Annotated in this window: 19 protein-coding genes and 3 tRNA genes; 5 read left to right on the plus strand and 17 right to left on the minus strand. The window is 29.4% G+C overall.

The annotated features are described in order from the left end of the window. Positions 1 to 54 precede the first annotated feature (54 nt). From VBN07_RS02035 to der, 3 genes are read left to right on the plus strand one after another with little or no spacing between them, the layout of a single operon-like run. Positions 55 to 450 carry a hypothetical protein gene (locus VBN07_RS02035; protein ID WP_323177648.1) on the plus strand — a complete coding sequence of 132 codons (396 nt, stop codon included), beginning with the start codon at positions 55 to 57 and terminating at the stop codon, positions 448 to 450. Positions 451 to 460: 10 nt separating this feature from the next. Continuing rightward, positions 461 to 1,147, plus strand: a complete 687-nt coding sequence (cmk, locus tag VBN07_RS02040; RefSeq protein ID WP_323177649.1) for a (d)CMP kinase — start codon at positions 461 to 463, stop codon at positions 1,145 to 1,147. After that, positions 1,140 to 2,450 (plus strand): ribosome biogenesis GTPase Der, encoded by a 1,311-nt coding sequence (gene der / locus VBN07_RS02045; protein ID WP_323176652.1) that lies wholly within the window; start codon positions 1,140 to 1,142, stop codon positions 2,448 to 2,450. The genes cmk and der overlap by 8 nt, the downstream gene beginning before the upstream one ends. A gap of 121 nt (positions 2,451 to 2,571) precedes the next feature. Here der and rsmG read toward each other — a convergent pair whose 3' ends face one another. After that, a complete protein-coding gene (gene rsmG / locus VBN07_RS02050; protein ID WP_323177650.1) occupies positions 2,572 to 3,261 on the minus strand; it encodes a 16S rRNA (guanine(527)-N(7))-methyltransferase RsmG in 690 nt (229 codons plus the stop codon). After that, the gene (locus VBN07_RS02055) at positions 3,248 to 4,234 is read right to left on the minus strand and encodes a ribose-phosphate pyrophosphokinase (protein WP_323177651.1); all 987 of its coding nucleotides are present in this window, start codon (positions 4,232 to 4,234) and stop codon (positions 3,248 to 3,250) included. Before VBN07_RS02055 ends, rsmG begins: the two co-directional genes overlap by 14 nt. 110 nt (positions 4,235 to 4,344) lie before the next feature. Here VBN07_RS02055 and VBN07_RS02060 point away from each other — a divergent pair. After that, positions 4,345 to 4,430 (plus strand) — tRNA-Leu (locus VBN07_RS02060). Between the two features lie 8 nt (positions 4,431 to 4,438). Continuing rightward, positions 4,439 to 4,514, plus strand: a tRNA-Lys gene (locus VBN07_RS02065). A gap of 170 nt (positions 4,515 to 4,684) precedes the next feature. On the opposite strand, the gene VBN07_RS02070 is transcribed toward VBN07_RS02065, so the two are convergent. From VBN07_RS02070 to alaS, 15 genes are all read right to left on the minus strand, one after another. Continuing rightward, a tRNA-Ile gene (locus tag VBN07_RS02070) sits at positions 4,685 to 4,761 on the minus strand. A gap of 64 nt (positions 4,762 to 4,825) precedes the next feature. Continuing rightward, on the minus strand, positions 4,826 to 5,224 hold the full coding sequence (gene rpsI / locus VBN07_RS02075; RefSeq protein WP_323176655.1) for a 30S ribosomal protein S9: 399 nt from the start codon (positions 5,222 to 5,224) through the stop codon (positions 4,826 to 4,828). 2 nt (positions 5,225 to 5,226) lie between these two features. Beyond that, the gene (rplM, locus tag VBN07_RS02080) at positions 5,227 to 5,661 is read right to left on the minus strand and encodes a 50S ribosomal protein L13 (RefSeq protein WP_257089389.1); all 435 of its coding nucleotides are present in this window, start codon (positions 5,659 to 5,661) and stop codon (positions 5,227 to 5,229) included. 172 nt (positions 5,662 to 5,833) lie between these two features. Beyond that, complete coding sequence (locus tag VBN07_RS02085) at positions 5,834 to 6,514, minus strand: 16S rRNA (uracil(1498)-N(3))-methyltransferase (RefSeq protein ID WP_323177652.1); 681 nt, start codon at positions 6,512 to 6,514, stop codon at positions 5,834 to 5,836. Positions 6,515 to 6,516: 2 nt separating this feature from the next. Beyond that, entirely contained in the window at positions 6,517 to 8,136 is a 1,620-nt protein-coding gene (locus tag VBN07_RS02090; protein WP_323177653.1) for an ABC-F family ATP-binding cassette domain-containing protein, read from the minus strand. 184 nt (positions 8,137 to 8,320) lie between these two features. After that, complete coding sequence (locus VBN07_RS02095; protein ID WP_323177654.1) at positions 8,321 to 8,932, minus strand: hypothetical protein; 612 nt, start codon at positions 8,930 to 8,932, stop codon at positions 8,321 to 8,323. Between the two features lie 60 nt (positions 8,933 to 8,992). After that, positions 8,993 to 11,806 (minus strand): preprotein translocase subunit SecA, encoded by a 2,814-nt coding sequence (gene secA, locus VBN07_RS02100; RefSeq protein ID WP_323177655.1) that lies wholly within the window; start codon positions 11,804 to 11,806, stop codon positions 8,993 to 8,995. Between the two features lie 197 nt (positions 11,807 to 12,003). Next, a complete protein-coding gene (locus tag VBN07_RS02105; protein ID WP_323177656.1) occupies positions 12,004 to 12,804 on the minus strand; it encodes a hypothetical protein in 801 nt (266 codons plus the stop codon). 25 nt (positions 12,805 to 12,829) lie between these two features. After that, entirely contained in the window at positions 12,830 to 14,275 is a 1,446-nt protein-coding gene (locus tag VBN07_RS02110) for a hypothetical protein (protein WP_323177657.1), read from the minus strand. A gap of 249 nt (positions 14,276 to 14,524) precedes the next feature. Continuing rightward, on the minus strand, positions 14,525 to 15,319 hold the full coding sequence (locus VBN07_RS02115) for a hypothetical protein (protein ID WP_323177658.1): 795 nt from the start codon (positions 15,317 to 15,319) through the stop codon (positions 14,525 to 14,527). Between the two features lie 113 nt (positions 15,320 to 15,432). Beyond that, on the minus strand, positions 15,433 to 16,119 hold the full coding sequence (locus tag VBN07_RS02120; protein ID WP_323177659.1) for a hypothetical protein: 687 nt from the start codon (positions 16,117 to 16,119) through the stop codon (positions 15,433 to 15,435). Between the two features lie 24 nt (positions 16,120 to 16,143). Continuing rightward, positions 16,144 to 16,638, minus strand: a complete 495-nt coding sequence (greA, locus tag VBN07_RS02125; protein WP_257089363.1) for a transcription elongation factor GreA — start codon at positions 16,636 to 16,638, stop codon at positions 16,144 to 16,146. A gap of 63 nt (positions 16,639 to 16,701) precedes the next feature. Further along, the gene (locus tag VBN07_RS02130; RefSeq protein WP_323177660.1) at positions 16,702 to 17,358 is read right to left on the minus strand and encodes a BC85_0335 family putative methyltransferase; all 657 of its coding nucleotides are present in this window, start codon (positions 17,356 to 17,358) and stop codon (positions 16,702 to 16,704) included. Beyond that, positions 17,358 to 17,798 carry a Holliday junction resolvase RuvX gene (ruvX, locus tag VBN07_RS02135; RefSeq protein WP_323176663.1) on the minus strand — a complete coding sequence of 147 codons (441 nt, stop codon included), beginning with the start codon at positions 17,796 to 17,798 and terminating at the stop codon, positions 17,358 to 17,360. The genes VBN07_RS02130 and ruvX overlap by 1 nt, the downstream gene beginning before the upstream one ends. After that, on the minus strand, positions 17,786 to 20,410 hold the full coding sequence (gene alaS, locus VBN07_RS02140; RefSeq protein ID WP_323177661.1) for an alanine--tRNA ligase: 2,625 nt from the start codon (positions 20,408 to 20,410) through the stop codon (positions 17,786 to 17,788). Before alaS ends, ruvX begins: the two co-directional genes overlap by 13 nt. Positions 20,411 to 20,499: the final 89 nt, after the last annotated feature.

Raw genomic sequence — 20,499 nt, forward strand, 5'->3', positions numbered from 1 at the left:
ATATAATTAATTTATTATGCTAAAATAAAAAGGAATTTAAAGAGGTACGTAAAAATGAGTGTTGATAGAGAAACTAAATTATTTAAAAGAATGAAAATTCTTGCAATAAATGATGATGTTGAATTGAAAAAAGAATACGAATGGTTGTATAAAACATTTTCAAACACTTCTGTTTTCATCCCGAAATACATCAACACTATTTCAAACATTAAAACGATACCTAAATCAGATTTGTATAAACCTCATGAACAAATCTTAAAAATCAAAGAGCAATTAAATAAGCTTGAATTAAATCTTGAAATCAATTCAATTGACTTCATGGATGATTATGTAATTTTCGATAATAATCTACCTGAATTAAAATATGTCCTAAATTCTCTTTATCCAGAGAACAATAAACAGGAAGATACAAAAAGTACAAAAATCAATAAAAATAAAATAAAACTTTAAAGAGGTAAATATGAGAAAAGTTAATATAGCTATTGATGGTCCAAACGGTGTCGGTAAATCAACTGTTTCTAAAAATCTTGCTCAAAGATTACATTACACTTTTATTAACAGTGGTTCAGTTTATAGAGCAATCACATTAAATGCTCTTGAACACAATATTTTAACAACTGATACAGCAGGTGTAATTAAATCTCTTGAAACAATCAACATTGAGTTATTACCTAACGATATAACTTTATTAGATGGAACTGATATCTCACTCAAAATTAGAGCTGACTATATTTCAAAAGTTACTCCTACTGTTGCTAAAATTCCTGAAGTTAGAGCATTTGTCGTTAAATTTATTCAACATATGACTTTAAGACACAAGGGTTACATCATTGATGGAAGAGATACAACTTTCAGAATTCTACCTCACGCTGAAGTTAAAATTTTCTTATGAGCTACACCAGAAGTGAGAGCGCAAAGAAGATATGAACAAAACAAAATATTAGGTTACAACACAAACTACCAAGAGGTTTTAAAAGAAGTTGAATTACGTGATCAACAAGATATCTATAGAGAAGTCGATCCATTACATAAAACAGAAGATGCTATTTATATTGATTGTACTGAACTAACAACTGAAGAAGTTGAAAACAAAATTATTGATATTGTTAACCAAAAATTAAAAGCAAAGAAGGGACAAAATGCGTAATACAGTTGCAATTGTAGGGAAACCAAATGTAGGGAAAAGTACTTTTTTCAATAAGCTTGTAGGAAGAAAAGTTTCTATTGTGCACGATCAGCCTGGTGTTACACGTGACAGACTTTACGAACGTATTGTTTGAACTGGTCACGAAATTAAAATCATTGACACTGGTGGAATTGAAATTGAAAACAGACCATTCCAAGAACAAATTCAAATCCAAGCTAAAATCGCTATTGAAGAAGCTGATGCAATCATCTTCTTATTTGATGGAACTAGTGAAATTACAAATGACGACTTATTCATTATGAACATTTTACGTAGATCTAAAAAACCAATCATTGCTGTAGCTAACAAACTTGAAGACACACAACAATTTGATTACTCTTGATATAGTTTAGGAGTTGATCATATTTATCCAATTTCAGCTCTTCACGGAGAAGGGATTGGGGATGTTTTAACTAAATGTATTGAAGTTTTAGATTACTCAGACCCTGAAGAAATCGACGCATTTAATTTAGCTATTATTGGAAAACCTAACGCAGGTAAATCTTCACTTTTAAACAATTTAGCTAAAGAGGAACGTTCAATTGTTTCAGATATTGCCGGCACAACTCGTGATTCAGTTACATCATTAATTGATATTGATGGAAAAACATACAATGTTATTGATACTGCCGGTATAACTAAGAAGTCAAAATTAGTTGAATCAGTTGACCACTATGCACTTATGCGTGCTATGAACTCACTTTCAGAAGCTGATTTATCACTTATCGTTATTGATGCTTCACAAGAAGAAGTTTCGCACTTTGATTCAAGAATTATTGGTTATGCATTAGATAATGAAAAACCAGTTATCATTGTAATTAACAAGTGAGACTTAATTGAAAAAGAAACAAACACAATGACTGAATATGAAAAAAGACTTAGAAACAAATTCCACTTTGTTCCATGAGTTCCATTTGTATTTATTTCAGCTAAATACAACCAAAGATTAAACAAACTTTATGACACAATTAACTTAGTTAGAGCAAACTTAGAACGTCAAATCAAACCATCATTATTATCAAACTTGATATTAGAAACTCAAATTATTCAACCTGCTATTCCATTCAATGGTGGTAGATTAAATATCTACTTTGCAAGACAAGAAAAAGCAAAAATTCCTACATTCACTTTCTTTGTTAACAATAAAAAATACTTACACTTCTCATATCAAAGATTCCTTGAAAATCAATTACGTCAAACATTTGATTTTAGAGGTTGTCCTATTAAAATGAACTTCAAAAACAAGAAAGATGCTATTGAATAATTAAAAACTATGCATATGATTTCGATCATATGCATTTTTTATCGAAACACAAAACTCTATTAATAAAGTGAGAAAGCAAAATTGAAATAAAAAAGATAGCTTGATGCTATCTTTGAATAAATTAATTAACCTTCTTAATATCTTTTCATAAATAAGGAAATCTTTTTGGTGTATTTTCTAATTTCTTAATTGAGACAATGTAATTTTCTCTATCAATATTCTCATCAATAAAAGGTTTTACTGAATATTGAACTTTAACATCTTTTAAAATGTTCTTTGCGTCATTAAGTTCTTCATTAGCTTTTTTACCTTTTAATAAAGATAATGAACCATTAACTTTAACTAAGTGTAAAGCAGCCATACTTAAAGCTTTTACAGTTGCTACAGCTCTTGCTGTAACAACATCGAATTGATTAGTTTCCTTTACATCTTCAGCTCTATATTTGTAAACAATTACATAATCTGATAAATTTAACTTCTCAATAACTTCATTTAAGAAGTTAACTCTTTTTAAAAGCGGTTCATATATAACTACTTTGTTTTTAGGCTTTGTTAACACATATGGAATTGATGGAAAACCTGCTCCTGCTCCAATGTCTAAAATAGTTCCACTTTGTAAGTCCTTAGTGATTTCAACCATAAATACTAAAGATTCGTAAATACCTTCATTTCAAAGTCTTTCATCTGAAAAACCAGTTAAATTCATAACTTTGTTTTTCTCTTCAATTAGATTAACATAAGCTTCAAATAAACTAAAATCTCAGTTATTTTTAATGCATAATTCTCTAACAAGTTCTTTACTTCTCATCATTGTAATTATTTATTTGTTCCTTTATTTCTGTGTATACATTTGTAATGCTTCCACCATTTAGAGATGCATTAATCACTTTTCCTATAAATTCACCTAATGAAACAATTTGTAATTTTGAGTATTTTTCTAGTAATTCATTGTTATCAATACTGTCTGTAACAATAACTTTTTCGATGTTAGGGTCGTTTTCAAAAATATCAAACCCTTTTGAAAACACGCCGTGTGTTGCAACAACAATAATTTTATTAGCACCATTATCTTTTAATGTTTGTGCTGCTTTTTTAATTGTTCCACCTGTATCAATAATATCGTCCACAATAACCGCATTTTGACCTTTGATATCACCGATAATACCCATTACTTCAGTTTGATTATCAGCATTTCTTCTCTTGTCAATAATTGTAATTTTAATTGTGTTCGCTATTAATTCAGCAAGTTTTCTAGCTCTTACAGTTCCACCGTGGTCTGGAGATACAACTGTGAATGATGTATTAAGTTTTCTTAATGCTAATGCAAGTGGATATTGTGCTCTTAAATCATCAACAGGAATATCAAAGAAACCTTGAATTGAAGGGTTATGTAAGTCAACACAAATCATTCTAGTAGCACCTGCTACTTGAAGTAAATTAGCAACTAATTTAGCTCCAATTGGTTGTCTTCCTGATGCTTTTCTGTCTTGACGAGCATATCCATAGTAGCTTAAGCATACATTGATCGAACCTGCGCTTGCTCTTTTAAGTGAGTCAATAAATAACAATAATTCCATTAAATTATCATTTACAGGTTTTGATGTTGAAGCAATGATGTAAACATCTTTGTTTCTAACAGTTTCTTCAGCTAGTCACATTGCTTCACCATCAGTATAAACTGTTCTTGTTGCTTTTGAAAGTGGTATATTAACAAGTTCAGAAATCTTTTTTGCTAATTTTTCTGAATTATGCATACCAAAAATAACTGTTTGATCTTTATTCATTTTTCCTCATTTATATTTTACCCTTTTTGTTGCTTTATTATTTAAATAAAAATATTAAAAAAATACTTTGTTTTATTTTTTCTGTGTTATAATATTCAAGCAAAAGAAATGCCCAGGTGGTGGAATGGTAGACACAAGGGACTTAAAATCCCTCGGTAGCAATACCGTGCTGGTTCAAGTCCAGTCCTGGGCACCAAAAAATGTGCGTCCTTAGCTCAGCAGGTAGAGCAAATGGCTTTTAACCATTGGGTCAGAGGTTCGAATCCTCTAGGACGTACCATTTCAAGAAATTGACCGAGGAACCTTAAAAGGTTCTTTTTTTATTCCTTTTTTTACTTTTGCAGTAGTGAGCTAGTCATATAAGTAAAAATCAATTTCTTTAATTTATAAAAAAAGATCAAGAAAAAACCAACTATTTCTAGTTGGTAAAATAAGGTCATCTTTATGAAATGGTGCGAACGAATGGACTTGAACCATCGACCTCACGATTATCAGTCGTGTGCTCTAACCAGCTGAGCTACGCTCGCATAAATGTACTTCTATTATAGCATAAAACTATTAAAACAGAAGTACAAAATATTATTAATTTTATTAACGTTTTGAGAATTGTCTTGCACGACGTGCTGCACGTAAACCTGGTTTTTTACGTTCTTTAGCACGAGCATCTCTTGTAAGCATTCCAGCTACTTTTAAAGCTGAACGATATTCAGGGTTAGCTTCTAATAAAGCACGTGCAATACCTAATCTAATAGCACCTGCTTGACCACTAAGACCACCACCACTTACGTTTACACTAACATCAAATGTTCCAAATGTATCTGTTAAAACAAAAGGTTGGTTAGCATCTTTTAAGTAAATGTCAGATGTTAAGTATTCTCTAGCATCACGGTTGTTAATAACAAATTTACCTTTACCTGGTGTTAATCTAACACGAGCAACTGAAGATTTTCTTCTTCCTAATCCACGGTACATAACTGTTTCTTTAGCCATAATTATTTAACCTCTAATCTTTCTGGTTGTTGAGCTTCGTGTTTGTGGTTTGGTCCAGCATACACAAATAAACTACGACGTTGTTTGTTTCCTAATTTTGTGTGAGGAATCATTCCACTTACTGCTTTTTCAATTAAAGCTGTAGGTCTTTTAACTCTTAATTTTGCTGCTGTAATGCTTTTTAATCCACCTGGGTATCCTGAGTGTGAGTAGTAAATTTTGTTTTCTTCTTTTTTAGCTGTTAAAACTACTTTTTCTGCATTTACGATGATAACAAAGTCACCCATATCTGCGTTAGGTGTAAATGTAGGTTTGTTTTTCCCTCTTAAAATTGATGCAACTTGAGCAGCTAAACGCCCTAATACTTGTCCTTCAGCATCAATAACATATCATTTTTTGTTAGCTTGTTGAGTATTAACTATTGTTGTTTGTCTCACGCTATCCTCCTATATACGTTAATAATAAAAAATTTATCTCGGTTTATAAATTTATAAATTGCTTATTTATTATACCACATAAGTTTTTTTATACTCATTTTTTTACATATGGTTTATTATGTTTTTTAGACCTATAATCTAGGTATTTTATATATTTTCTTAATTAATTTTATTAATCAATTTTCATTTGCGATAACATGAAAATTGCTGCTGTTTCTGCTCTTAAAATTCTTGAACCTAATGAAACAACTTTTACATTATTTTTTGCAGCTAAATTGATTTCTTCATCTGAAAAACCACCTTCAGGTCCAACTAAGAAAATAACATCACTATCAATTGGTTGTGGTAAATTTGATGAAATATCAATTTTTTCATGCGCTATATATTTATTTTGAATCGGCAGTTTTAACACTTGTTTTAATGTCATTAATTCGGTTAAAACTGGAATTTTATTTCTAAATGATTGCTCAGCTGCATTTTGCAAAATAGTTTTAAATCTTTCATATTTTGAGCTAAATTTATTAAATTTAAGCAAGTCATGATTTGTGTATTGAGTTTTTAGTGGAATTATTTTTGTAACTCCAAGTTCTGTAGCTTTTTGTAGTGCTCATTCAAAACGATCTAACTTAATTACAGCCATTGCAAGAACAACTTCATATTTATGTTCGTGATTTTGTTCTATTTTTTTAATTATTTTCGCTGCATTATTATCTAATACACATTCATAAAATTCTTCATTATAAACACAAATAAAAGGTTTTGTGTCTATTCTGATAACTTGAAGATGTTTTAATGTTTCTTTTGATAAAACAAAAGAGTCATTGTTTTTCTCTGTTACAAAAAATCTATTCATAATTAGTTATCTTGCATAATTTCTTCATATTCTTCAAGAGAACCTCTAAATAAGAAGCTCTTTGTAGGTGATTGAAGTTCTAAAATAACATCGGCGCATTGGTTAACAAATGCTCTGTTATATGTTGTGAAAATTGCTCCACCCTTGAAGTTTTTAACACCTTCAATAACTGAGTCAATACTTTCAGCATCTAAGTGATCTAATGGTTGGTCTAAGATGATAAAGTTAGATTCAAGAAGCATCATTCTTGAGAACATTAATCTAGCTTTTTCTCCCCCACTAGTTACTTTAACTTTTTTGAATACTGAATCATTGCTAAATAACATACGACCTAAGAAACCACGCATTCTAGCATCATCATTTTCTCTGTTTTCTTTTTCTTTATTTTCAAGTGGTCACTTAGAAATTCATTCAAGAATGTTTTCATCTGTATCAAAGTATTTGCTATTTTCATTAGGGAAGTATGAAGGTGTAATTGTTTGTCCTCATTCAACTGTTCCTGAAGTTGGTTTATTAATTCCAAGTAAACATTCTAATAATTTTGTTTTAGCAATGTCATCTTCTCCAACAATAACCATTTTTTCACCTGGTTTCAGTGAGAATGATACGTTTTCAAATAAAGTTTCACCTTTATCATTTTTGTATGTTAAACCTTCAACATTTAAAATTTGTTTACCGTGATCACGGTTCATTTCTCAACGAACGAATGGATATTTTCTATTTGAAGGTTTAATTTCATCAAGTGAAATTTTTTCAAGAGCTTTCTTACGTGATGTAGCTTGTCTTGATTTAGATGCATTAGCACTGAAACGTGCGATGAATTCTTTAAGTTTTTCGATTTGTGCTTCTTTTTTAAGATTTGATTGCTTCATCATTTCTCTAGCTAACTCTGAACTTTGTTTTCAGAATGAATAGTTACCTGTGTAAATTTTTGCTTCATTGTAATCAATGTCAACAATATGTGTACAGATAGCATCTAAGAAGTCACTGTCGTGGCTAACTACAATAACAACGTTAGGGTAGTCAATCAAGAAGTTTTCAAGTCATCTAATACTTCTAAGGTCTAAGTGGTTAGTTGGCTCATCCATAATTAAAACATCAGGATTTCCAAATAATGCTTTAGCTAAAAGAACCTTGATTTTTTGATTAGCTGTAAGCTCTCTCATTGGAGCTTCTCATTTTTCTTTAGGTATATGTAAGTTACTTAAAAGTTCTTGCGCATCATTTTCTGCTGTTCATCCACCTAACATACCATATTTTTCTTCTAAATCGGCTGCTCTTTCATAATCTTTATCAGTTGCATCAGGGTTCATATAAATTGCATCTTTTTCTTCTTTGATTTTGTATAAATCAGTGTTCCCCATAATTACAACTTCAGTAACATTGTAATCATCATATGCATTATGATCCTGGCTTAATACAGAAATACGTTTGTTTTTCTCGATAACAATATTTCCACCTGATGGCTCAATGTCACCTGCAACTATTTTTAAAAATGTTGACTTACCAGCACCATTAGCACCAATAATTCCATAAGTGTTACCTTCTGTGAATTTTAAGTTTACGTTTTCAAATAATTTTTTATCACTAAAAATCTTGCTTAAATTTTGAACTTCAATCATATTTAGCTCCTTTGTTTTAATTAACAATATAAAATTAATGATTTATATATTTTATATTATTTTGAATAAAAAAACCTTCAAATTGAAGGCAGTACACATCTAAGTTTTCACTTCGATGTCGGCTCCTAAAAATAATACCATAAAAATAAAAATCACATAGCAAATTTGCTATGTGAAAGATAAATTATTTTTTGAATTCTGTAATAACTTCTTCACTGTATTCTCTGAATTTGTTTGCAACTGGGTGTAATGTGTAGTAGTTTTGAACAATAACTTCTTCAACTACTTGTTCTGTAACTTCTCTAACTGCTACTTCTACTCTTTCTTCAACTTGTTCACAGTTACATTCACCTTCACAGCATGTTTGTTTTTCTTCTTCACATCCGCATTCTTCTTTAGCTAATGCTGATGAGCTGTAAACAACTTCTGCTTCTCTTTTAACCATATTAGCGTTTCTGTTTGCTAAGCAGTGTCCACCACATCTATGTCCACCAACAGGTTCTATGATATTTTCTTCACGTGTTAAGTCCGATTCAACATAAACGTATTCTTCTTTAGGTTCTTCTTTTACTTCTGAATATACAACTGTTTCTTTTTCTTCTACTGGTTGTTCTTCTTCAACTACAGTTTCTTCTACTAATGCTTCTTCATTTTTAACTTCTTCAACAATTGTCATTTGTTCAACGTGGTATTTTCCACCTAAACAAGGACATGATAAACAAACACATTGAATTCTTGGTGATTTACATACTTTACAATTTCCATCTAATTTAACTTCTAATTCTACTTGTGCCATAAGGATCTCCTTTTATTTCAAACTATTTAGATTTAATAAATTTATGATTTTGAACAATTTTTATTTATGTTTTACATAAACATTGATATTTAGCCTTGGTCTTTGTGGTTGTCTTCTTTTTGGTGCAAGAGCTACTGAACGACTAATTTTATGTTCATTATCTTTAATATAAGCAATATTACTACAATTATAAAGTTTATTATCAAGATTTATAGCAATATTTTTATTAGTTTTATTACTTTGTTTTTTAACTTTTTTTGGTTTTTCATCTAATCTAACCACTTCTTGATTTTGTAGTTGATTTTCAACCGGAACTTCAATTGGTTCACTAGCTGCTTGAGCTAATTTTTCTTGCTCAGCTTTCTTTTGTTGCTCTAGCTCTTCCATTCTTTTCTTAATTAACTCGTAAGTTTCAATAACAACTCTTTCTTGCTCTTCAATTGATTTGTATGGATCAATTCTGAATGATGAAAGAATTTGTTGGAATATTGGGTCAGCTTTCATTTGTTTTGTGAATAATGTCTTCATTCCAATTCTGTCTGAGAAGACTTTTAAAAGCACTCCATAAGCAATATCATCAATCATTTTGTAGAAAGCTTTTGTCCCTTCCTCTGTATAAATTTGGTAGGGGTTCTTTTGTGAATATTGAGCTAAGTTAACGTTTGAACGTAATTTGTCCATTAAGTTGATATGACTTTGTCATTTTTCATCTAATGTACCTAAAATAAGTGCTCTTAAGTGTCTTATTAACTCTTCTTCTGAAGTGTTTTCTATTGCATTCTTTTCTCAATCTTGATAAATTGAAAGAATAATGTTAGCAATATATTCTGGTAAATCTGTTTCGTGAACTTTTGAAATGTCATTAATATCAAAGTGGAATTTAATGAATTTACCAATGTTTTCATTTAAAAAGTCTACAAGAGCTTCATAATGATAAACATTATTATGCAATCTATATTCACCACTTCTAACAATCGTTCTAGCAGCAGATGCTATCATTCTTTGAACGATAAACACTATGTCACTGCTGTATAAGATTAAATCACGTTGCGCATAAATTAAGTCACGTTGTTGTCTAATAACGTCGTCATAATTTAAAACTGATTTACGTGAGTCATAGTTGAAACCTTCAATTTTCTTTTGAGCGTGATTGAAAGCAAATCTAAGTTGTTTATTAGTAACTTCTTTGTCACCATCTTTTGAGTAAGCTTCTCTGAAACTTTCATAGTTTGCAAAACGTTGCATTAATTGATCATCAATAGAAATAAAGAATTTACTTGTACCAACATCTCCTTGACGTCCTGAACGCCCTCTTAGCTGGTTATCAATTCTTCTTGATTCAGCTTTATCTGTTCCTAAAACGTATAATCCACCAAGTTCTAAGGCTTCAGGTGTGGGCTTAATGTCAGTTCCACGACCAGCCATGTTTGTGGCAATAGTAACTGATTTAACTTCACCAGCATGCGAAATAATTTCAGCTTCAGATGCATTTTGTTTAGCATTTAAAACTCTATGAGGAATTGCTCTATGTGTTAAAAGTCTATGAATTACTTCTGAATCTTCAATTTGAGCAGTACCAACTAAAACTGGCTGACCTTTTTTGTAAAGTTCTTCAATTTTGTCAGCAACTGCATTTCATTTTGCTTTAGCAGTTGCAAAAATTGAATCAGGTTCATCCACACGAACAATTGGTTTATTTGTAGGAACAACATTAACTCTCATATTGTAGATATCAATGAATTCTTGCTCTTCAGTTTTTCCTGTACCGGTCATTCCACAAAGCTTTTTGAACATTCTGAAAAAGTTTTGATAAGTAATGGTTGCTAAAGTTTTTGTTTCAGGTTCAACTTCAACCATTTCTTTGGCTTGGATAGCTTGTTGAAGCCCTTCTGAATAGCTACGTCCATCCATTATACGACCAGTGAATGCATCAACTAATTCGATTTTTCCTTCACGGACAATGTACTCAACATCAATACGCATAATTTTATGTGCTCTTAAAGCATTTTGGATTAAGTGAACATTTTCAGAGTTTTCAATTTTATAAAGTCCATCAGTTTTGTAAAACTCATTAGCTTTAGCAATCCCTGAGTGTGTTAGTGCTACAGCTTTTGACTCTTCATCAATTATGTAATCTTCAGGACCAAGAGTTCTAACGAATTGGTCAGCAGCAAAGTAAGCTGCTGTATCATCTTTTTCTCCACCTGAAATGATAAGAGGTGTTTTAGCTTCATCGATTAAGATTGAGTCAACCTCATCGATTAAACAGAACTGAAGTCCTCTTTGAACTTTGTTATTCTTATTTGAGACCATATTATCTCTTAAGTAATCGAACCCAAGTTCAGAGTGAACTGAATAAGTAATATCAGCTGCATAAGCTCTTCTTTTATCATCTTCATTCATTTGTGCTTTATTAATCCCAACAGTAAGTCCTAAGAAATTAAACACAGCACCCATTTCAGTTGCATCACGTTCAGTTAAGTATTCGTTAACTGTAGATACAATCGCACCTTTACCTAAAAGAGCATTCAAGTAAACCGGAGCAATAGATGTAATTGTTTTACCTTCACCAGTTTTCATTTCAGCTACTGAACCTAAATCTAAAAGTAATCCACCTAATATTTGAACGTCATAAGGTCTTTTACCTAAAACTCTCTTTGTTGCTTCTCTAGCTACTGCAAAAGCATCATTACGAATGTCTTCCAATGAATGACCTTTTTCTAATAGCTTTTTAAAGTATTCTGTTTTAGATTTAAGTTCTTCATCTGTAAACTTAGAAACTATGCTTTCAAGCTGATTAATTTTCTTTAAAGCTTTCTCAGCAATACGCATTTCTGACGTTTTGAAGTCTAATAATTGTTTTCAACTTTTCATAAGTTCAATTATACTTTTTTATTTATAAAATAAAAAAGACCTATTAACTTTTATGAGTTGAATGGGTCTTTTTGACTTTTAACACTATGTGTGTGTTGAAAAAGTAATTTTCAGGTTAATAATTATTGTATGAATATTTAGTTAAAAATAAAGTTTTACACAATTTATTTTTAACGTTTTTTAGATATAAAATTAAACTAAAAATCATAATCTTGTTTGTAGTTATTTGCTAATGTAAATTTTCGTTTTGGAAGTTTAATTTTCTCAGCAAGCACAGATCTCTTATACTCATAATGGAACATCTCAGGTTTTAATTCTATTTTCCCTAATTTTCATAATCCATCATCACAAAATAACAGAGCCAAATAAACATCCATTTTTCTTGTTTTTGATTTCTTTAGAAAACTTAATCTAAGGTGCATTCATGGATAAAGAGATGCATTTATATTGTATTTGACAGAATATCATACTGTTTTTAATCTCACTTTTTCATTTAATAGAAATTGCATTTTATGATCAGGATTTTTAAATCTATTATCATAAAAATTATCGTCAGGTAATGATTTTGATTTATCACGATATATCTCTACTTCTCTCAGAAAATATTCTCAACGTTCTCTTATTACTCCATATTTTTTAAATACAAACATAAAAATACTACTACTTACTAGGAAACCAATACTAAAACCACAATTTGATACTAAAAACATAGATAATGAATCAGATAAATTTACATAAACCCTGTTCAAAGCAAATAATACAATACACGCAGGAATCAAATACAAAACTGATAATGATATTAAAATATAAAAGATTCTCTCATAGATTACTTCGAATTTTAATCTCTTTTTAAAAATTATTGTCAAATAATCAAATAATTCATCTCTTAATTTAAAACCTGAATCCACAAGCTTTATAACAACATAAAGTTTATATTCAGCAAGTCTCAGTCTTGGTTGAAAAAGTTTTGATAGGAATAATAATAATGCAAATATCATAACTTATCTAGTATTAATAAAAAAATTAACCTAGATTATCCTCTTTAGTTTTATTTGGAATTCTCTTAATATATTGACCGCGAGTTTTTGATTTAACTTTTATAAATCCATTCATAGCCAATTCTTGTCTAGACATATTTAGAAAGTGTGATAAATGCCTTGTTTGCTTTGTTTTCAAATTGAAGAAATATTGGTTCTTTCCTCCTCTTCCACCTTCATTATATGGTTTATCTAATTTCGTTTCATCAATTACAACTCACTCAATTTTTTCCATTTTTGACATTTGATTTGAAAATCCAGCAATTCTATCTAATAAAGCATTTTGTTTTTTTAAATTTGCGTCTAAGTCTTTACCTGTTTCAACTAAATCCACAACACCTGAAGCCAGTGAAATTGCTGAAGAACCAAGCGAAAAGAATTTTGCGCCATGTGATATGGTCTTTACAGAATAACCTATTGATTTACTAATTTTATCTGTTCCTATAAAAGCTAATTCATATATAGCTTCCTTAAGTTCAACAACACTTTGAGCAAATGTTGGTCACAATGTACTTGCGCTTCACACTCCTGCAGCAACGTTTTCAGTGAACATATAATCATAGACATCTACCAGTTTTTTATAAACAGATTTTCTGTGTGAAATAACACCCTCAAGTGCAGAAACGACAATCCCTGCAGCGACCGCTACTCCTGTTGAAATAGCTGAAAGAAGAGCAAGAGTTCCTAAAGTAAAAAATGATGCAATAGTCGCGGCTGCAGCAACTGCACTAGCGGTAATTGAAATTATTAAAAATGCAACTTTGGTCTCTTGAAGGCGTTCAATGTGTTTTAACTCTTCAAAAACCACATCCTTTAAATATTTAGATTGTTTTTCTAATTCTTTATATTGAAATATAAGTGTTTTTGAACTAACAGTTCCATCGATATTTACCGCAAAATTTAATGCACTATCTGTTTCTTTTCTAATTATTTTCGACGATACTTTATTTTCAAACTCTTTCACTTCTCCTTTAGTTTTCTTTTCATTTTTCTTTATATCTATTAATTTCTTATGCATTTCTTTCTTGAATTGAGCTTTTGCTTCATCAAGTTTTTTTGAACCTGAAACAGATGCTTGTTGTTTTATTTCTTCAATAGGAATGTTATTTCCTGTTTTATTTTGAATTTGTTTTTGTGCACTTCTAAGAATTAAATCTTCTATTTTAGAATCATCCATTAATTCAACAGTTTTCTTTGCTGAATGCTTTTTACTATCTTCCACAACTTTATTAGATATTTCAGAAATTGATTTTTCATTCTCTGCAATAAAAGAGTCTATTTCCTTAATCACCTCCATCTCCAGTTTTTCAGGATTGTTTGTTTCATTTGTTTCTGCATTTACAGCTCTTGCTGTGATTGGTTGATTTGTAGGCATCACCATAGATGGTGTTGAACCAACAATATTTAAAACATTTAAGAATTTTGATTCCATAGTTATTTCTCCTTTAATTAATTAAATATTCTTTTTATGTTTTAATGCTATCACTATGAAAAATAAATGACTTAAAATACTGATATTTCTTCTTATTTTTTCACAAAATGTGAAAAAATATAAACAAATTAATACTCAATAATAATCATTCATCATATTTTTGAAGTTCACATTAGTCATTCATTAGAAATAAATTTTAAAAAAAGAGTCAAAATTTTTGACTCAATTATTTACATAGAAGTAAAAAACTTAAATATCAATTTCTCTAGTCTTATAATTTTGACTCAATACAAATTTTTGCTTTGGTGGTTTTATATTTTCATTAAGAATTGTTCTTTTATATTCATAATAAAACATTTCAGGTTTTAATTCAATATTACTAAGTTTTCACATACCATCACCACATAATAACATTGCTAAATAAATATCTATTTTCTTAGTTTTTGATTTCTTTAAAAATTTAATTTTAATATGCATTCAAGGAAATAACACTGAAGATATGTCCACTCTAACTGAAGGTCACACTGTTTTAAATTTTGTCTTTTCATTTATTAAAAAATGAACTTCGGAATGAGCATTTAGAATCAAATTATCATATAAATTTTCATTGGATAATCTTGCATTCTTACTTGAATATTCTGGTATTAAGTAATTTATATAATCATCCAAATATGATTTTAGATTACCTCATATTCAAAGGCCCAAAAGTGAAGAACCCTCACATAGTAAAATAATAGAAGCAGGCAATCCTGTGTAGAAACAGAAACTAGTGATAGGATTTATTTTAGCAAAATAAATGCATGCCAAAATTATCGAAATAATTGTGTGTATAGCCGATATTGTGATGATTACAAGAAAAACGATTAATAATATCTGTTCGAATTTCAATCTTTTAAGAAATTTTTCTTTTAAGTAATCAAAAATTTCAGGACGTATTTTCGTGCCTGAATCAATTAATCGTATAATGTCAAATAGTTTATGTCATATAAATCTCATTTTTCCATCTATCAGTCAGGATAGATAATAAATAATCATTAATATCATTCTTGATTCCTTTTCTTAATATTTAAATAATATCACCTATTCCATAAAATAATTAAAAATAAATAGTTATTGAATGTTAAGTAAAAAAGAGCTCATCGAGCTCTCTAATTTATCTAATATCCCAACGAAACTTTATTAATCACATTTTGTTTATAAACTCATTTTAAAAATGGATAAATTGCTATTGAAATTATTACTAAAACACATCATTCAACTAGCATATTTACTCAAATTAATGTTAATCAAACCGATGGTGATGATACTTCTTTTATGCCTATGAATTGAATTCCGATAAAAATAAAAATCGAAACAAATAATGTATTGGCAGCAAAAATTAAGAAAGCAAAGATTGTACTTGTGAATATATTGAATTTACCTATTTTAAAGCATAAATAATATGCTCCTACTAAAAATAAAGCTAAAGCGATTCTTGGAACAAATGAATATAAGATGTTATTGAAAATTGGGTACCCTAAAACAATCGAACCTATCCAAGATCAAAATCCAAATGACAGTGTGCTTCATAAAGTTCCAATCATACCTAAATGAATTGAAGCAATTAAAATAACAATTGGAACAGTTGTTATTGATATAACACCAATCGTAATATACCCTGTGTAAGGTGTAAAAGTTAAAATTACAATAATTGCCATATACATAGCTAAGTAAGCTATGTTTTTTATTGTGAAAAGATTTTGATCGGGTTTATGTCTAGTTTGTTGTTGTTTATTTGAATTTGCAATTCATATTAATTCTTTATTAGAGCAAGAATTATGATTTTTTGAATTATGTAGTTCCATAAATTAAGAAAAGAAAAATTCAGCTTAATTACTGAATTTAACACTTAAAATTTCAATCATGTATTTTGTTTGTGCATCAACTTCAACAACATCACCAGCTACATGTCCCATCATTGCTACTGCAAGTGGACTTTTGTTTGAAATTTTATTTTCAAATGGGTTTGTATCGTGTGTACCCATAATTGTAACTTCTTTAACTTGGTTTGTGTCTTTTTTAACAAATTGAACTGTTGTACCAATTCCAACTGTGTTTTGTGTTGACTCATCTTTAGCTTCAATAATTTTTGCATTATCTAAAATTTGTTCTAATTCGCTAATTCTGCCTTCAACAGCACCTTGTCTATCTCTAGCTGCATCATATTCAGCGTTTTCTGATAAGTCCCCTTGCGCTCTAGCTTCTTTTAAGGCAGCTTGAACAGCAGGTCTTTCAACATTAACTAAATGTTCGTATTCTTTTTTATATCTATCGTAAGTTTCTTGCGATAGGTAAACAACACCTTTTAATTCTTCATTGTTCATAATCATTCTCCTTATGTTATTTTGAGAAAAGTTAATTTAATTATATTTTATTTTAGTCTGATTTTATCTTTTTACTATAAAAAGAAATTTAGAACTTAAAAATGATACTTCATATGGGATTGAAGACATTCTAAGTAATGAAATTAATCTTTTAATTTCAGATCTTTTTGCATTATCGAAACTAATAATACACATACCTTTTTGCATCTTGTGAACATACTTATCATATAAGTCATTTACGTCTTGCTCAGTACGTAAAATCGCAACAAAATCTAATTCTTGATCTTTATATTCTATTATTCCTTTACCAGCTTCATTACCAAAATTCTCTTTAACTTTATCATATAAGTCTTTATTTAAACTTGAGTTTAAATAATAAATATTTGATTTTGTTTTTGAGTCAATTGCAACTATTGGGAACATATCTTTTTCATCGATAATTAAACAATTTTGATAATGATTTTGATAAATTGTATTAATAATACCTTCAATGTCTAAATCGTTTGCTTTTGATTTTAGGAAGTCTTTAATATCAAAAGGTAATACACCAAGTTCACTACGTAAAGATTCAATTTGAACAAGCGCTTCAGCATGCGCTTTTGCTAAATATTTTTTACGAATCTTTCTTGAGTAAATATTTAACCCAATGTAAATAGCAATACCTAAAACAAACACAACTATTGCAGATACCATTAAAATCATTCTTGTTGTTTCGCTCATTATTTACCTCATTTATGTTTATAGTAATCTAAATAATCATTAAGTATGATTTGTGCTGCAAGCTTATCTTTATGATCTTTTCTTTTCTTTCTAGTTAAACCGGCTTCAATCATAGTCTCATGGGCTTTTTTAGTTGAATATTGTTCATTGACCAATAAAACAGGTAAGTTAAATTTTTCTTCAAGTTGCTTTTTGAAATCTTCAACCATTAAAGTTCTATCACTTTTATCTCCACTAATTTTAAGTGGGTAACCAAGCACTATTCCATCAATTTTGTTTTTATAAACTTCATTAATGTAGTAGCTAATTCTGTCAAGAGCTTGGGTAAATTTATATTCTTCGAATTTAAAGTTTTCTAATCCTGATGCAATGATTTCACTTTCATCAGTGATTGCAATTCCACAACTTTTAGTTCCTAAATCTAGACCTATTTTTCTCATGTAATCTCTTCTAATGCAGCAATTAAGTTATTAGCAGTTGCGACTTTACCCATAGATAAGATAGCGTTTCCTCCACCACGTCCATTAAGTTTTGCAAATAATTGTTGTGCAATAGCATTTGAATTGTATTCTTTTGAAGCTACAACAATCATTGGATTAGTTTCATCATTTGATGTAAGTACAACTAAAATGTCATTGTATTTTTCTCTTAATGTAGAAGCTACTGTTTTAATGTTTGATTTATCAACTGTTTGATTTACATAAACTTTGTTTCCATTTATTGTTAAAACTTCAATTGAGTCATAATCAAATTCAAATGAATTTTGTAAATCTTTTTGAATTTGCTTATTGTCTTCTTTAAGTTTTTCAATTGTTTCTTCTAAGTAGTCAATTGCTTCTTCTTTTACAGTAGGAATATTTAAATCAAAGTTGTATGAAGCTTGTAGCTTAGTGTTTTTGTCAATTAATTTTTCTGCTTCAATAATTAATTTATCAATTTCTTCATCTAAAAACTCATCAACTAAAGCATTTGATGAAATAGCTCTAATTCTATATACACCAGCAGCTTTCTTATCAACGTTTGTAATTTTGAAGTTTTCTAATTTAGCTGTATTTGATAAGTGAGTACCTCCACATAAGTCAGCTGTAATATTGTCAAATTTAACAATTCTTACATTTAATGGGTTCATATATTCTTGTTCTTCAAGAGTCATAATTGCACCCATTTCTTTAGCTTGGTCTGTAGTCATATTCAAGTAATGTCTTACAGCATCCATCTTAATGTACTCACGAACTAAGTTTTCGATTGCTCTAATTTCTTCTTTTGTAGGTCTTGTATCAGCTGGTAAATCAAATGTTAAACGTTCTTCATTGTTATTTGAACCTAATTGTTTAATTTGATTTCCTAAAACACTTCTAAGTGCACTGAATAATAAGTGTGTTCCAGAGTGGTTTCTTTCAAGACCTAGTCTAATTGTTTCGTCAACAAAGCAATCTACAGGTAAGTTTTTAACAATTTTTCCTTCAACTTTGTGAATGTGGTTTCCAAATTTATCTTTGAAAACATCTAAGATTAAAATTGTATTTGCACCTTGTTTTATGTAACCGCGATCGTGTTTTTGTCCACCACTAGTTGCATAAAAAGGAGTTCTATCAAGCACAACATATGAAATTCCGTTAGCTTGCTCAATTTCTTTTTCAGTATCTAGTAAGTATAAAATGCTTGAAACTGATTTTGTGTATTCATAACCAATAAATTCATCAACTTTTGATTTGATTAAAGTTAATGAGTTGATTACTTTATCCATTCCTGAAACTTTTATTCCTTTACTCATTTCGGCGTGTTTTTGTTTTGCTGCTTCAAAAGCTTCATAATCAATTTGGATATTTTGTTGAGCTAAAATTTCTGCAGTTAATTCAACAGGAAAACCATATGTTTCGAATAATTTAAATGCAATGTCTCCTGGGAAAACTTTTAAATCTTCAACAATAAAGTCAGATAGAATTTGTTTTCCGTTTTCAATAGTTTTAGCAAAAGTTAATTCTTCATCTTCAATAACTTTTTTAATTGGATTTACATCATATTCAAAAGGTAATGTTTCTTTAATCACATCAACAAGTTTGTATAAGAAAGGTTCGTGAATATTTAATTGCATAGCTTTGTAAACACTACGTCTAATTAATCTTCTTAAAATGTAACCTCTACCAACATTAGATGGTTTAGCTCCATCAGCAATAGCATTAGTTACTGTTCTCATGTGATCAGCAATAACTTTAAAATATGAGTTCATTAAAGTTTGATCTTTATCATTTACAAAGTAATTGTTTGTATCATATCTATAATTTGTGAATTTCTCGATTTCGTGAATAATAGGTAAAAATAAGTCAGTATCAAAGTTTGTAGGTGCATCTTGCATAATTGAGACAATTCTTTCTAATCCAGCACCAGTATCAATATTTTTTTGCTTTAATTCTGTATATTCACCTTCACCATTTGAGTTATATGTCGAAAACACAATGTTTCAGATTTCAATGTATCTGTCATTTTCAATGTCTTCTTTAAGTAACTCGATTCCTCTTGAATCATACTTCTCACCACGATCATAGAAAATTTCTGTGTTAGGACCACAAGGACCTGAACCAACTTCTCAGAAGTTAGTATCTTTTCCACCTGGTATCATGTGTGATTCGTCAAAACCGTGAGCCATTCAGTAATTTTTAGTTTCTAAATCTTCATAGTAGTATGTGAAATATAATCTTTCTTTATCAAGTTTTAGAACATCTAATAGAAACTCAACAGCAAAATCAATAGCTTCTTTTTTAAAGTAATCTCCAATTGAGAAGTTTCCTAACATTTCAAAGAATGTATGATGTCTAGCTGTAATACCAACATTTTCGATGTCATTTGTTCTAATTGCTTTTTGTGAGTTAGTTAATCTTTTTGCAGGAGCTTCTTTTTTACCTGAAAAGTAATCTTTCAAAGTTGCAACACCACTATTGATTCAAAGTAATGATGGGTCATTTTGAGGAACTAAACTTTTTGAAGGAACAACAAAGTGCCCTTTAGATTCGAAAAACTTTAATCATGATTCTCTAATTTGTTTTGAATTCATACTTACCTTCCTTATGTTCTTTTATTTCTTTGAAATAAAAGTAAAAATATTATTAAATTATATTAAAAAGATTTTTAAACAGTTTAAAT

The sequence above is a fragment of the Mycoplasma sp. 4404 genome (assembly GCF_034863325.1).
In the GTDB taxonomy this organism is placed as follows: Bacteria; Bacillota_I; Bacilli_A; order Mycoplasmatales; family Metamycoplasmataceae; genus Mycoplasmopsis.